The sequence below is a fragment of the Enterovibrio sp. QJM3NY_24 genome (assembly GCF_057786035.1).
Window position 1 is genome coordinate 1,110,106 of record NZ_CM173519.1, and the last position, 14,209, is coordinate 1,124,314.

The following is a 14,209-nucleotide window of genomic DNA, read 5'->3' on the forward strand; positions in this document are numbered from 1 at the left end:
ATTGCTCCTTAAATTCGCTGCTCAATGATGCCACCGCCTAGGCAAACATCACCGGAATAAAATACCGCTGATTGACCTGGAGTTACCGCCGCTTGCGGCTCATCAAAGATGACTTTGATTTGGTCTCCATCAATGGGCTCGATGGTACATGATATGTCTTGTTGGCGGTATCGCGTTTTTACGGTGCACTTCAATGGTTCGGTCATCGTATGACGATCGACCCAATGCAGTTGACCAGCAATCAACCCATCTGAAAATAGACGTGGGTGATCATGACCTTGTGCAACAATAAGCACGTTACGCTCGACATCTTTATCAACGACATACCAAGCCGCTTCTAGACCACCACCGCCTTTTTGCCCGCCAATATGCAAGCCTTTACGTTGACCCAATGTGTGGTACATCAAGCCTTGGTGCTCGCCTATTGCTTGACCTTCAGTGGTTTCGATAACACCCGGTTGTGCGGGTAAATATTTCGCCAAAAAGTCAGTGAATTTGCGCTCACCGATAAAGCAGATACCGGTTGAATCTTTCTTCTTCGCGGTGATCAGATCTTGCTCTTCTGCAATACGGCGTACTTCCGGTTTCTCTAGCTCGCCAACAGGAAACAGGCTGCGTGCAACTTGCTCGTGGCTCAGCGTATACAAGAAGTAGCTCTGGTCTTTGTTGTTATCGACGCCGCGAAGCATCTGTGCCGTTTCACCTTCCTGTGTAGGGAAGGTGCGGCGGACATAGTGACCCATTGCAATGTAATCAGCTTCTAGCACTTCGTCGGCAAATTCCAAGAAGGCTTTGAACTTGATTTCTTTGTTACAAAGAATGTCTGGGTTTGGCGTGCGCCCGGCTTTGTATTCAGTCAGGAAGTGCTCGAAGACGTTATCCCAGTATTCAGCTGCAAAGTTGATGGTGTGCATCTCAATACCAAGCTTGTCACAAACGGCTTGTGCATCGGCCAGATCTTCCGCTGCCGAGCAGTACTCGTCGTTATCGTCTTCTTCCCAGTTTTTCATGAAAAGGCCTTCTACCTGATAGCCTTGTTGCTTCAGTAAATAGGCGGACACTGAGGAGTCGACGCCGCCGGACATACCGACAATAACTTTTTTGCTGCTGTTATCTGACATGACGAAATTTCTAGCTCCAATTAAATCGGTGGCAGAGTTTACCAGAATCCTTTACGCGGTTACAGATGGGATGTTAGTCACAGTTTCACTCGCGCGAAGGCGGTGAAACTTCTCGCCATTCACCAGGTTGCAGACCTTCAACGGTCCATCCTGCCATTTGATAACGCACCAAACGTAACGTCGGGTGTCCAATGGCTGCGGTCATTCGACGAACCTGACGGTTTCGTCCTTCTTCTAACGTGATAGCAAGCCAAGTGGTTGGCACGGAAGGGCGGTGACGAATGGGCGGGTTTCGAGGCCACAATTCAGGCTCTTCCATCACTTCAACGCCTGCTGGCAACGTCCAACCGTCATTCAGTTCCACGCCTTCACGAAGCTGTGTTATTGCTTCATCTGAAGGAATGCCTTCAACTTGTACCCAGTAGACTTTGGGTGACTTGGATTTTGGCTGAGTAAGACGTGCTTGCAAAATGCCGTCATTAGTAAGCACAAGTAGCCCTTCGCTGTCTTTGTCCAAGCGGCCGGCTGCATACACATCTTTGACAGAAATATAGTCTGCCAACGTCGAATCACTAGGCTCGCCGGTGAATTGTGTCAGGGTGTTGAAAGGTTTATTGAATATGATGACCTTTGTTGGCCCTTTTGGCCTTGCAGGTTTATCGGACCGACGACGTGAAGTGCGTCGGAAATCAGGGTTTGAAGCGGGCTTATTCACGCTTCTTTTCGATGTAGTTTTAAACGTCATGAAGTACTGTCAATCAGGTCTGGTAACAAATGAGACCTTGGTATTATACATGGAATAATGTGATTGGCGTGTTGCATGATTTACAGTATTCTTTTGCTCGCATGTTATACCAAACAGAACAATTACCTGACGTGCTACATCAGACTGTTAGCTCAATCTCAGCCTGTTGGGAAAATCGCAGCACGACGGCAAATTGTTCTGTTTGGTAAGCGCTAAATAGAAAATGGACGCTAGGAGAATTAAATGGAAAGCAAAGTAGTCGTACCAGCAGGTGAGAAAATTGCAGTTGAAAACGGCAAATTAGTCGTTCCTAACAATCCAATCATCCCTTACATCGAGGGTGACGGTATTGGTATTGATGTTAGCCCTGCAATGATCAAAGTTGTTGATGCGGCAGTAGAAAAAGCTTACGGCGGTGACCGTAAGATCTCCTGGATGGAAATCTACACCGGTGAGAAATCAACGCAGGTGTACGGTGAAGACCAGTGGTTGCCTACTGAAACACTGGATTTTGTTCGTGAATATAAAGTATCAATCAAAGGCCCTCTGACTACGCCAGTAGGCGGCGGCATTCGTTCTTTGAACGTGGCACTGCGCCAAGAGCTTGATCTGTACATTTGTGTTCGTCCAGTTCGTTACTTCTCTGGTGTACCAAGTCCAGTGAAGCAACCTGAACTGACTGACATGGTTATTTACCGTGAGAACTCAGAAGACATCTACGCAGGTGTTGAGTTTAAAGCAGGCACTGCAGAAGCCGATAAAGTTATCAAATTCCTGAAAGAAGAAATGGGTGCAACGAAAATCCGTTTTGACGAAGAATGTGGTATCGGTATCAAGCCTGTTTCTGAGCAAGGCACTAAGCGTTTGGTTCGCGCGGCGATTCAATACACGATTGACAACGATCGTGATTCAATGACGCTAGTTCACAAAGGCAACATCATGAAGTTCACCGAAGGTGCCTTCAAAGATTGGGGCTATGAAGTAGCAAAAGAAGAGTTTGGTGCAGAGTTGTTGGACGGTGGTCCATGGATGACGCTGAAAAACCCAAACACTGGCAAAGAAATTATCATTAAAGATGTCATTGCTGATGCGTTCCTACAGCAAATCCTTCTGCGCCCTGCAGAGTATGATGTCATTGCAACCATGAACCTAAACGGCGATTACATCTCTGATGCATTGGCTGCTCAAGTTGGTGGTATCGGTATTGCACCTGGTGCAAACATCGGTGACGGCATTGCATTGTTCGAAGCAACGCACGGTACGGCTCCTAAGTATGCAGGCCAGGACAAAGTAAACCCTGGTTCTTTGATCCTTTCTGCTGAAATGATGCTTCGCCACATGGGTTGGACAGAAGCGGCTGACCTCATCATCAGTTCAATGGAAAAAGCGATCAGCAACAAGACTGTGACTTATGACTTTGAGCGTTTGATGGACGGTGCAACACTGCGTAAGTGTTCTGAGTTCGCACAAGACATGGTCGATCAAATGTAATCCATCATTCATTCATTCATTCATTCATTTATTGAGTGAGCGTTTTGATTGAACAAACCCAGCCTCGGCTGGGTTTTTTTGTCTCTGTGTACTCGCCAACTAAAGATTGTTTGTTCAACCAGTATTTGTTGGCTTTTAAATAGGTGCGTGAAAGCGTGTCGCTGCCCTAAAACATCATGATTTATATACGTTGAAAATCATCAACAAAACAGGAAAGTAATACTATCTCTTGTAAGCAGACTGACTTTGAAGACTAGATTGAAGGTTACTCTGGGATATGCAGACTCATATGAAGCGCTAGGCGTGCAGCGTGGGAGTCTTGGGTATAGATGTGGGTGATGAGAGATCAATGGCGAGAGAGTCGTTTTAGGGGGCTTTGAAAGTAAAAAGAGCGAACTTGAGTTCGCTCTTTAAATGTCGACCTTCGGGCAGCAAAAAGATTGTAGCAACACTATTTTATTTTAGGGCTTCGTTTTCTACTGGAACAATTTCACTTGCGTGATAGCCTTTGGGGCCCTCTTGCACTTCATAGTTCACTGTTTGACCAGCTTTCAAAGTGCGATATCCATCCATCTGGATTGTTGAGTAGTGCGCGAAGATATCACCGTCACCCTCATCAGGGCAGATAAAACCAAACCCTTTAGCATTGTTAAACCATTTAACCGTACCAGTTGCCATGCGAAACATCCCTCTTGCATTCAAATTGCATAACTATGAGTAAAACCAACATTTGCAATCATGTTACTCAATCGTAATTGATGCTGTATGTTTTTACTTCAATTCCCACTCTAGTAGAAAGATTTAGACAGTCAAGCGTCTGAACGTCTATATAACAACATTTTAATAAAAATAACCAGTGATGTGACGGAAGGATGATATGAGTATCATTTTGGTAGGATTTGTTTCATTAATACGACCACGTTTTACATATAATACTTTGTTCTAGGGGTATAATTTACAAACCCATCAGTTGAAAACACTACCATGACGACATCTATGCTCTTGAGGGGTATAGTTAATGGCATGAAAAATATAAATTTAAACTTGGAAGTGTGCTTTAGTGGCTTAATGACTAAATACACCAGTTCAGATATATTCCTAGGGCGAATAACTCATGCTGAAACATTAATTCCGAAAATTAACTTTATATTTATCGAGACATTTTATCATTTTTGAGGCATTGAGATGTAATGTGTTTTTGTATGGAATTTTTGACATGCCAGGTGAGTTCGCTTTGTAGTGCTGCCGTGGCTTACATACGAATTGCAAAATTTGCAATGCGAGTGGTGTCGCTTCATATTGGGTGAGACAAGGTGAATTTCAGTGAGAGGGTTCGAGCAACATGGCATTGTTATGGTTGCTGGAATACAATCTGTGGATTACGTTTTAAGTAGTGGTAGCAAATCTTGTGTTTGATATCTCAATCTACAAACCTGACGTATAAAACCTTGTTTTGTAAAGAACACTTGAGCTACCTTAAAGATTGTAAGCAGTTATGAGCAAAAAGTACGAATGGATAGTTCCGGATTCTGATGTAAAAGAAGCGGAAGAAACGAAAGTAAAGCCGCCATCCTTATATAAAGTGATGTTGAATAATGATGATTACACCCCCATGGAGTTTGTTGTAGAGATTTTGCAGCGTTTTTTCACCATGGACATAGAGAAAGCAACGCAAGTGATGTTAGCAGTTCATTACGAAGGAAAGGCTGTTTGTGGCGTTTACAGTGCGGAAGTTGCCGAGATGAAAGTCGCCCAGGTAATGATGTACGCAAAAGAACATCAACACCCATTGTTGTGCACAATGGAGAAAGCCTAAGAAGGAGAACTTGGTTTTCTCCGGCACACCATAATGTGGTTTTTGAGGGAGGTGCCTTATGCTAAATAAAGAACTCGAAGCAAGCCTGAACGGGGCTTTTGCTAGAGCACGTGAAAAACGTCATGAGTTTATGACAGTGGAACATTTGCTATTGGCGCTTCTGGAAAATGTGGCTGCTCGCGAAGCTTTGCTTGCGTGCCGCGCTGACCTTGATGCTTTGCGTAAAGAGCTAGAAGCATTTATTGAACAAACAACACCGCTCATCCCTGTCGATGACGACAATCGCGAGACTCAGCCAACCCTGAGTTTCCAGCGCGTGCTTCAGCGTGCTGTCTTCCATGTTCAATCTTCAGGCCGCAGCGAAGTAAGTGGTGCTAACGTGTTGGTTGCTATCTTTAGCGAACAAGAGTCCCATGCGGCCTATTTGCTGAAGAAAAACGATATTAGCCGACTCGATGTTGTTAACTACATTTCCCATGGCACGACAAAATCTTCTAGCAGTGATGATGAATTGCCTGGTGCTGATTTGTCATCAGAAGAAGCGGCTGTTGAAGGTGGTGAAGAGCGTCTTGAAAATTTCGCGACTAATCTAAACCAACTTGCCCGTGTCGGTGGCATTGATCCTTTGATTGGTCGAGACAAAGAACTTGAGCGAACAATTCAAGTACTTTGTCGTCGCCGTAAAAACAACCCGCTACTCGTCGGTGAAGCTGGCGTCGGTAAGACGGCGATTGCTGAGGGGCTAGCATGGCGGATTGTTGAAGGCCAAGTGCCGGAGATTATTCAAAACTGCGTCATTTACTCGCTCGATATAGGCTCTTTGTTGGCGGGTACTAAGTACCGTGGCGACTTCGAAAAGCGTTTCAAAGGCATTTTGAAGCAGCTTGAAAAAGAAGAGCATGCGGTACTATTTATTGATGAAATTCATACCATCATTGGTGCTGGCGCAGCATCAGGTGGTCAGGTAGACGCCGCTAACCTAATTAAGCCACTGCTTTCTAGCGGCAAACTTCGTTGCATCGGTTCGACCACTTATCAGGAATACAGCAGTATTTTTGAAAAAGAGCGAGCACTTGCGCGTCGCTTCCAAAAGATTGATGTGATTGAGCCTTCGATTGATGACACCACTAAAATTTTGATGGGTCTGAAATCGAAATACGAAGCTCACCACGAAGTGCGTTATACCAACAAAGCGATTCGCGCTGCAGTTGAGCTATCAGCGAAATACATTAATGACCGTCATTTGCCGGATAAAGCCATTGATGTGATTGATGAAGCGGGAGCTCGCTGCCGTTTGGCGCCTGCAAACAAGCGTAAGAAGACGGTAGGTGTGGGTGATATTGAATCCATGATCGCCAGAATGGCGCGTATCCCTGAGAAGTCTATTTCTTCATCGGATCGCGAAGTGCTTCAATCGCTTGAGCATAAATTGAAAATGCTGGTGTTTGGGCAAGACGATGCCATTGGTGCGCTGTGTGAAGCTATTAAGCTAAGCAGAGCCGGTCTGGGTGCAGAAAACAAACCAGTAGGTTCATTTTTGTTTGCGGGCCCGACAGGGGTAGGTAAAACCGAAGTGACGGTGCAACTGGCTCGCGCCATGGGCATTGAGCTTCAGCGTTTTGATATGTCTGAGTACATGGAGCGTCATACTGTCAGTCGTTTGATTGGTGCGCCCCCTGGCTATGTTGGCTACGATCAAGGCGGCTTATTGACCGATGCTGTGATCAAACACCCTCACAGTGTTGTGCTGCTTGATGAAATCGAGAAAGCGCACCCTGATGTGTTTAACTTGCTTTTGCAGGTGATGGATAACGGTACGCTGACGGACAACAATGGCCGAAAAGCAGATTTCCGAAATGTGATCCTTGTGATGACGACGAATGCGGGCGTAACCGAAACGGTTCGTAAATCGATTGGTCTGATTCAGCAAGATCATAGCCTTGATGCTATGGCTGAGATCAAGAAAATGTTCTCACCAGAGTTCCGTAACCGTCTCGATAACATCATCTGGTTCAATCATCTTGATAAAGAAGTCATTCTTCAAGTGGTTGATAAATTTGTGGTCGAACTGCAAGCTCAGCTGGATGTTCGCGGCGTGTCTTTGGAAGTCACAGACAAAGCGAAATTCTGGTTAGCAGAGAAGGGCTATGACAAGTCTATGGGCGCACGTCCAATGGCTCGTGTGATGCAAGAACACGTTAAGAAAAATCTGGCCAACGAGTTGTTGTTTGGGTGTCTGGTCAATGGTGGCACGGTGAAAGTGGACGTGAAAAGCGATGCACTGACATTTAGCTTCAGCGATGAGATGGAACCTGCCTGATACAACTAGGTAGATTTACAGATTATAAATATGACAAAACCCGGCCTGAAAGCCGGGTTTTTCGTGTTCGCGAGACGTGATGATTAGCGCGCGCGGAAGATAATGCGTCCCTTCGACAGATCGTAAGGCGTCATTTCAACGGTAACTTTGTCACCGGTAAGGATACGGATGTAGTTTTTGCGCATCTTACCAGAGATGTGAGCAGTTACTACGTGGCCGTTCTCTAGTTCTACGCGAAACATGGTGTTTGGCAGGGTGTCCAGTACGGTACCTTGCAATTCAATTACGTCTTCTTTTGCCATTTAATCCTCTTAGGCTATCAATCAGCCAATTTTTGACTGGCAGATAATGCCTTGATTCGTTAAGTCTGTAAAGTTCAAGGCCGAAATTTTACTCTTTTGCTCTCTGGCTGACCAGTAAAAATCGGCTATCGGTTGCGGTTTGGGCTAAATACTTCATTCTGTGAAAGCCAAAGTGGGCATTCTGGCCGATTGACGTTGGGGTGATGTTTACTTTAAACCCTAGGGAGTTTGTTGCCATTGTCCCGCGACAAAACGCTGATGGGGTTTGAATTTTTGTTTATAACGCATTGCATCGCATTCATCTATTTGAAAACCTAAATAAAGCCAAGGCGTTTTGTTTTCTATGGCCACTTTTATTTGCGCTAACACGCACAGTGAGCCAAGTGACCAAGGGTGGTCTGGGTCAAAAAAGCTGTAGATAGCGCTGTATCCTTGCTCCAGAACATCCGTGACGGCAATCGCTATTAATTTCCCTTGGTCAAAAAGGTGAAGGAATTTTGAGTCTTGCCAGTCACTTTGCACAAAAGAAAGAAAATCATGTTTGTTTGCAGGATACATAGAGCCCTGCTGATGACGCTTGTTGATGTAGCGTTCGTACAATGAGAACCATTCATCATCTAACGTGTCTTGAAGACGAACATCAAGGCGAGAGAGCTGGTTAATTTGACGTTTCTGGCTTTTGGACGGTGTGAAACCAAACGTGTCTACGCGCAGTGAATGGCATGCACTGCATTCACCGCAGTGAGGACGATAGATGTTGCTGCCACTGCGGCGAAAGCCGGACTGAATGAGGGCATTGTAGCCATCCATGTTGTGAAGTTCGGGATCTAGCACAACCGCGATGGACTCTTGCCTGTCCGGCAGATAGGAACACGACGACGGCGCCATGACTCCAACACGAAACGATCGTTTCACCATGGTGTTATTGTCCATTGAGATCACCACTAATCCACTGAGACTGAAAAAGCGTGGCATCAGTAATGCGATGTTTCAGCTGGTTAAGTCGTTGGATAAAATCAGCACGTGGCAGAGGTTGTGCGCCTAAAGAGGCGAGGTGCTCAGTCATCATTTGGCAGTCGATCAATCGGCCGCCATGTTGTTTGAAGTGTTCGCAGAAACGCCAAAGTGCTGTTTTAGATGCGTTGGTTTGTAGGGAGAACATAGATTCTCCGCAAAACAGTCCTCCTATTCCCACACCGTATAAGCCGCCCACCAATGTGTCACATTGCCAAACTTCGACACTGTGTGCACCACCAAGTCGATGGAGTTTTTTGTAGGCTTCGCGCATTTCGTGCGTGATCCAAACTTGATGGGCTCCACGGATCAGCGCGCATTGCTCGATAACGTCGTCAAATCGATGATTGATCGAAACACGAAAGCCTTGCTTACGAGCAAACTTCCTCAGGCTTTTGCTAGGGACGAACGTTGTCGGGTCGATGACTGCCCGCTCAGACGGTGACCACCAAAGATAAGGTTCTTCATTGCCAAACCATGGAAAGATTCCATGCTCATAAGCCGCCCTAAGGCGCTGTGGTGACAGATCACCACCAATGGCAAGAAGTCCATCAGGATCATCCAACGCGCTGCTCACAGGCGGAAATAGCTCTGGGTCGTTGTCATCCAGTGGCGGTAAATATATGGTCATAACTAGTATGGGTTCCTGTTCCCGGTTGCAAAAAAGGGAGCCGAGGCTCCCTTAATTATACAAACTCATGCCGATTACTGAATACGTTGAAGCAGGTTAGTGTAACGCCCACCGGCAGCCTTCAAGCTTTGATGGTCACCTTGCTCAATAATTCGGCCTTCATCCATTAAACACACAGTGTCCATTTCTTTGAGGTCAACTAAGCGATGGGTGATAAACAGAACTGTTTTGCCTTTTGCATGCTCAAGAAGCAAAGACAGAATCTGCTGCTCGGTTTTGACATCAAGCCCTTCGGTTGGCTCGTCCAGCAGCAAGATAGGTGCATCACGTAATAGTGCACGCGCAATCCCTAAGCGGCGGCGTTCTCCCCCTGATAATTGTCGACCGCCGTCGCCAAGCCAAACGTCCAAGCCAGGACCATCCAAAAGATCGGAAAGTCCGACTTGCTCAATCACAGAGATCAATTCTTCGTCTGTTGCAGTTGGCTTTGCCATAGAGAGGTTGTTACGCAATGCACCATTAAAGATGTCGACACGTTGGCTAACAACAGCGATGGACGCTCTAAGCGCCGACTCACGCCACGCAGTTAGAGGTTGACCATCTATGCTAACCGTTCCTTGTGAGGGGTCCCAAGAGCGTGTGAGGAGCTGCAGCAGGGTTGACTTACCACACCCGGTGCGACCAAGCAGCGCCACTTTCTCACCGACTTTGATGGTAAGCGATACGGAATCAACCGCAGGCTTATCTGCGCCATGGTAAGAATAGCTTACGTCTTGGAACTCAATTTTCCCCTTAGCCGTATTGTTGTAACCCATTGGGTCGAATTGAGTTTCAGGCGTTGCTTCGATGATCTCGTTCAATCGTTTAGCAGAGGTCATTGTTTGGCTTAAATACTGGAATGCACCGGCAACGGGCATCATCAACTCAAAGCTTGCCATCGTCGTAAACGCCACCATCGCCACCATCGGGTTCGGGAAGTTCCCGCCTACACCATCAGCAGCTATCCAAAGCATCAACACCAAGGTTAATCCATTTGCGGCGAGCAATATCCCATTCGCTAAACCCGTCACGCCTGCCATTTGACGTTGCGCGCCAAGTAGCCGCTTTTCAGCATCATGCGCGCGTTCGCGGAACCTATCTGCTGCACCAAAGATTTGCAGTTCAGCGTGCCCTTGGAGCCAATCAACGAGTGAAATTCGAAGCTCAGACTTTGCACGTGTAATTTCTTCCCCATGTGGGCCACCAAGACGGTAAAACACCACGGGCAGTATTAACATGAGCGACAGAAGAATCACACCGAGCGTGAGTCCCAGTTTTGGATCGAACCAATATAGGAAGCCGCTAACACAAAATATGCCGAGCACGCCGACAAACAATGGGCTGATAAGGCGAAGATAGACATGGTCCATCGCATCCACATCGGCAACCAATCGATTGAGAATATCGGCATCACGTAAGTTACCCACTTTGCCAGGGATCAGCGGTGTGAGTTTGTCGAAGAAGAAAATACGAAGATCTGCGAGCAGTTTAAATGTGGCGTTGTGGCTGACAACGCGTTCGCCCCATCGCCCAGCAGTACGTGCAATCGAAAAACCACGAACACCCGCAGCGGGTAACATGTAATTAAAATTGCTCGCCGCCGCAAGTCCCGCTACCGCCGACGCGGCAATAAACCAACCGGACAGAGTGAGTAGACTGATCGCAGAGGCCAGGGTCGCAAACGAAAGTAGCATGCCTAACAGCAAACCAAACCAATGCTTTTTGTAGAGTTTAAGAAAAGGAATGAGATCACGCATCAAGGTCACTCCTGTCAACCGCTTGGATCATTTCAGCAAATGTACCTTCGTGTTTAAGCGCTTCAAATGGGCCTTGTTGTACCAACTTACCTTTGCTCATCACCAAAATGTTATCTGTGGTACCAAGCTGATCGATACGATGGCTCACGAGCAATGTGGTGGTGTCTTTCGTGGCTTTGTTCAGACTGTCCATCACTAATCGCTCGCTCGACGCATCAAGACTCGCTGTCGGTTCATCTAATAACCAGAACTGACTATCTTGTAGCAGCGCACGTGCCACCGCAATACGTTGCGCTTGGCCGACGGACAAACCACTTGCGCGATCGCCCACGTGGTGCAAGTAGCCTTGGTCGAGGTGTTGAATGAACTCATCAGCATAGGCGGCTTTCGTTGCACGTTGGATCTGATCATCGGTCGCCAATGGTGCAGGAAGACAGATATTGTCCTTGATACTGCCATGGAAAAGTTGAGGGTTTTGACCGACCCAGCTGACTTGTTTACGCCAATGCGCTAAATCAGCCTGATTAAGTTCTATACCGTTGATTTTCAGGCTACCACGATAAGGCAAAAAGCCAAGTAGGGCGTTAATAAGGCTGGTTTTACCGGCACCGCTTTGGCCAACTAAAGCCACGCGCTCGCCAGCTTTGATGTCAAAGCTAAGCGGGCCGGCCAATATCACGCCATCAGGACTGAGTACTTCAAGATCTGTTGCTTTGATTGCGACGATATTTGCGGGGATTTTTGCTGTACCTGATGCTTGATGCTCTGGCTCGGCGTCGAGGAAATTAACAATAGATTCTGCTGCACCAATAGCTTGCGCTTTCGCGTGGTAATACGTACCGAGATCGCGCAAAGGCTGGTAAAACTCAGGGGCGAGAACCAGAACGAAAACACCAACAAACAGTGAAATGCCTAAGCCATAGTGACCGAAATTCAGCTCGCCAATGTAACTAAAACCAAAGTAAACAGCCGTGATAGCAATGGACAGTGATGTAAAGAACTCTAGTACTGCTGATGAGAGAAACGCCAAGCGCAATACTTCCATTGTGCGTTTGCGAAAATCTTCAGAGGCGACCTTGAGATAGTTACTTTCAGCTTCAGCCTGATCAAATAGTCTGATGGTAGCGAGACCTCGTAGACGATCATAAAAGTGGCCAGAAAGGCGTTGTAGTGCCTTAAAGTTGCGTCGGTTTGCGTCAGCAGCCCCCATACCAACCAGTGCCATGAAAAACGGCACTAATGGCGCTGTAAGCATGAAGATAAGCCCAGCGGCCCAGTTAAGTGGGAAGACGACGAGCAGGATGACAAAAGGTATGAGACCTGCGATTGCCATTTGCGGTAAATAACGCGCAAAGAAATCTTGCATATCTTCGACTTGCTCTAGCACCAAGCTTGCCCAAGAACCGGCAGGTTTACCTTGGATAGTTGCAGGTCCCAGTGTTTGGAGCTTATCGAGAATAAGGTGACGAACGTGAAGACGCACGGCTTCCCCTGCGCGATAGCCGGCTTGTTCTTTCCCCCAACTGCAAACTGCACGAAGACAAACAATGATCGCCAATCCGACGAAAGAAAGCCAAATATCGGATTTGTCGGTTTTCTCTATGATGAGTTCGTGAAGAATATTGGCAAGTAATGCGGCTTGGGCGATCAAAAAAAGACCAGACAGAAATGCCAAGCCAATCGCTGCGATGAGCCAGGTTTTGCCAAGCTTACTTTGCCCTTTGAGCCACTGGACAAGCGAGCGTTGTTTCTTTTTATCCATAGTACTTCTTGGTTTTATTATTCCATGGCGCGCTGGCATTGCTAAGGTGATGCAACATCAATAGTCACCGCGGAGTATAGGAAGGCTAAATTGGCAAAAATATAGGCCCATAAATGAGCCTAGAAACGCGAATTACTTATTGCTTTCTAACGCATCAAGGAAGCGTTCTGCATCCAGTGCAGCCATGCAACCTGTACCTGCAGAGGTGATGGCTTGGCGATAGATGTGATCCATGACGTCACCCGACGCAAAAACACCGTCAACGCTAGTTTGAGTCGCGTTGCCTTCAAGGCCTGATTGCACTTTGATGTAACCATTGTGCATGTCCAGTTGGCCTTCAAAGATGCTGGTATTTGGTTTATGACCAATGGCCACGAACAAGCCCATGACTTCCAGATCTTGTGTTACGTCAGATTGGGTTTCTTTGATTCGAACGCCAGTCACGCCCATGTCGTCACCCAAGACTTCGTCAAGGACACGATCGGTGTGAAGAGTAATGTTACCGTTCTCGACTTTATCCATCAGGCGACTAACCAAGATCTTTTCGGCACGGAAAGTGTCACGACGGTGAATAAGGTGTACTTCAGAAGCAATATTAGACAAGTACAGTGCTTCTTCAACGGCCGTGTTACCACCACCGATGACCGCGACTTTTTGATTGCGATAAAAGAAGCCATCACACGTTGCGCACGCTGAAACGCCGCGACCTTTGAATTTTTCCTCAGACTCCATACCCAAGTATTGAGCAGAAGCGCCGGTTGCAATGATTAGTGCATCACAGGTGTATTCGGCACTGTCGCCTTTTAGGCGAAAAGGACGCTGAGTCAGATCGGTTTCATTGATGTGATCGAAAATGATTTCGGTATCAAATTTTTCCGCATGCTCTTTCATGCGCTCCATCAGAGCGGGACCAGTTAACCCTTCAGCATCCCCTGGCCAGTTCTCGACCTCTGTGGTGGTCGTTAGCTGACCGCCCTGTTGCATCCCTGTCACCATGACTGGCGTAAGGTTAGCGCGCGCAGCATAGACTGCAGCGGTGTAACCTGCAGGACCTGAACCTAAGATAAGAAGGCTTGAATGCTTTACGTTGCTCATTATTTCTCCGGATGGATTGAGTGTTATGTAATGAGAGAGATTGTAGGGAAAATGTGTTGCTAAAGAAAGAGCACCTTGCGGTGCCCTTCATGGAATTGTGTTATCTGTTATTACTT

At 46.8% G+C, this 14,209-nt stretch carries 12 protein-coding genes; 3 read left to right on the forward strand and 9 right to left on the reverse strand.

Features of this window, described 5'->3' with window-relative positions:
• Nucleotides 1-8: 8 nt before the first annotated feature.
• Nucleotides 9-1,121, reverse strand: a complete 1,113-nt coding sequence (gene mnmA, locus AC3CIC_RS04870) for a tRNA 2-thiouridine(34) synthase MnmA (protein ID WP_016961511.1) — start codon at nucleotides 1,119-1,121, stop codon at nucleotides 9-11.
• 85 nt (nucleotides 1,122-1,206) lie between these two features.
• Nucleotides 1,207-1,866: a pseudouridine synthase gene (locus tag AC3CIC_RS04875; RefSeq protein WP_488515490.1), complete on the reverse strand. Its 660-nt coding sequence runs from the start codon at nucleotides 1,864-1,866 to the stop codon at nucleotides 1,207-1,209.
• 243 nt (nucleotides 1,867-2,109) lie between these two features.
• Between AC3CIC_RS04875 and icd the strand changes: the two genes are divergently transcribed.
• Entirely contained in the window at nucleotides 2,110-3,357 is a 1,248-nt protein-coding gene (gene icd / locus AC3CIC_RS04880) for an NADP-dependent isocitrate dehydrogenase (protein ID WP_016961513.1), read from the forward strand.
• 456 nt (nucleotides 3,358-3,813) lie between these two features.
• On the opposite strand, the gene cspD is transcribed toward icd, so the two are convergent.
• The gene (gene cspD / locus AC3CIC_RS04885) at nucleotides 3,814-4,035 is read right to left on the reverse strand and encodes a cold shock domain-containing protein CspD (protein WP_016961514.1); all 222 of its coding nucleotides are present in this window, start codon (nucleotides 4,033-4,035) and stop codon (nucleotides 3,814-3,816) included.
• An 817-nt stretch (nucleotides 4,036-4,852) separates the two neighbouring features.
• Here cspD and clpS point away from each other — a divergent pair.
• Entirely contained in the window at nucleotides 4,853-5,173 is a 321-nt protein-coding gene (gene clpS, locus AC3CIC_RS04890) for an ATP-dependent Clp protease adapter ClpS (RefSeq protein ID WP_016961515.1), read from the forward strand.
• 58 nt (nucleotides 5,174-5,231) lie between these two features.
• Nucleotides 5,232-7,493, forward strand: a complete 2,262-nt coding sequence (gene clpA, locus AC3CIC_RS04895) for an ATP-dependent Clp protease ATP-binding subunit ClpA (RefSeq protein WP_016961516.1) — start codon at nucleotides 5,232-5,234, stop codon at nucleotides 7,491-7,493.
• Nucleotides 7,494-7,576: 83 nt separating this feature from the next.
• Here the strand turns inward: clpA and infA are convergent, their stop codons facing one another.
• The 6 genes from infA to trxB form a co-directional block, all read right to left on the reverse strand.
• Nucleotides 7,577-7,795 carry a translation initiation factor IF-1 gene (gene infA / locus AC3CIC_RS04900; RefSeq protein ID WP_016961517.1) on the reverse strand — a complete coding sequence of 73 codons (219 nt, stop codon included), beginning with the start codon at nucleotides 7,793-7,795 and terminating at the stop codon, nucleotides 7,577-7,579.
• 219 nt (nucleotides 7,796-8,014) lie between these two features.
• A complete protein-coding gene (locus AC3CIC_RS04905; protein ID WP_016961518.1) occupies nucleotides 8,015-8,728 on the reverse strand; it encodes an arginyltransferase in 714 nt (237 codons plus the stop codon).
• Nucleotides 8,718-9,440: a leucyl/phenylalanyl-tRNA--protein transferase gene (gene aat, locus AC3CIC_RS04910; protein WP_488515491.1), complete on the reverse strand. Its 723-nt coding sequence runs from the start codon at nucleotides 9,438-9,440 to the stop codon at nucleotides 8,718-8,720. Before aat ends, AC3CIC_RS04905 begins: the two co-directional genes overlap by 11 nt.
• A 74-nt stretch (nucleotides 9,441-9,514) precedes the next feature.
• Entirely contained in the window at nucleotides 9,515-11,236 is a 1,722-nt protein-coding gene (gene cydC / locus AC3CIC_RS04915) for a heme ABC transporter ATP-binding protein/permease CydC (protein ID WP_488515492.1), read from the reverse strand.
• Nucleotides 11,229-12,998 carry a heme ABC transporter permease/ATP-binding protein CydD gene (cydD, locus tag AC3CIC_RS04920; protein WP_488515493.1) on the reverse strand — a complete coding sequence of 590 codons (1,770 nt, stop codon included), beginning with the start codon at nucleotides 12,996-12,998 and terminating at the stop codon, nucleotides 11,229-11,231. Before cydD ends, cydC begins: the two co-directional genes overlap by 8 nt.
• A gap of 132 nt (nucleotides 12,999-13,130) precedes the next feature.
• Nucleotides 13,131-14,093, reverse strand: a complete 963-nt coding sequence (trxB, locus tag AC3CIC_RS04925; RefSeq protein ID WP_488515494.1) for a thioredoxin-disulfide reductase — start codon at nucleotides 14,091-14,093, stop codon at nucleotides 13,131-13,133.
• Nucleotides 14,094-14,209: the final 116 nt, after the last annotated feature.

Excerpts from the sequence above, each read along its gene's own strand:
- mnmA (WP_016961511.1), bottom strand. The coding sequence starts at position 1,121 with ATGTCAGATAACAGCAGCAAAAAAGTTATTGTCGGTATGTCCGGCGGC.
- AC3CIC_RS04875 (WP_488515490.1), bottom strand. The coding sequence starts at position 1,866 with ATGACGTTTAAAACTACATCGAAAAGAAGCGTGAATAAGCCCGCTTCA.
- icd (WP_016961513.1), top strand. The coding sequence starts at position 2,110 with ATGGAAAGCAAAGTAGTCGTACCAGCAGGTGAGAAAATTGCAGTTGAA.
- cspD (WP_016961514.1), bottom strand. The coding sequence starts at position 4,035 with ATGGCAACTGGTACGGTTAAATGGTTTAACAATGCTAAAGGGTTTGGT.
- clpS (WP_016961515.1), top strand. The coding sequence starts at position 4,853 with ATGAGCAAAAAGTACGAATGGATAGTTCCGGATTCTGATGTAAAAGAA.
- clpA (WP_016961516.1), top strand. The coding sequence starts at position 5,232 with ATGCTAAATAAAGAACTCGAAGCAAGCCTGAACGGGGCTTTTGCTAGA.
- infA (WP_016961517.1), bottom strand. The coding sequence starts at position 7,795 with ATGGCAAAAGAAGACGTAATTGAATTGCAAGGTACCGTACTGGACACC.
- AC3CIC_RS04905 (WP_016961518.1), bottom strand. The coding sequence starts at position 8,728 with ATGGACAATAACACCATGGTGAAACGATCGTTTCGTGTTGGAGTCATG.
- aat (WP_488515491.1), bottom strand. The coding sequence starts at position 9,440 with ATGACCATATATTTACCGCCACTGGATGACAACGACCCAGAGCTATTT.
- cydC (WP_488515492.1), bottom strand. The coding sequence starts at position 11,236 with ATGCGTGATCTCATTCCTTTTCTTAAACTCTACAAAAAGCATTGGTTT.
- cydD (WP_488515493.1), bottom strand. The coding sequence starts at position 12,998 with ATGGATAAAAAGAAACAACGCTCGCTTGTCCAGTGGCTCAAAGGGCAA.
- trxB (WP_488515494.1), bottom strand. The coding sequence starts at position 14,093 with ATGAGCAACGTAAAGCATTCAAGCCTTCTTATCTTAGGTTCAGGTCCT.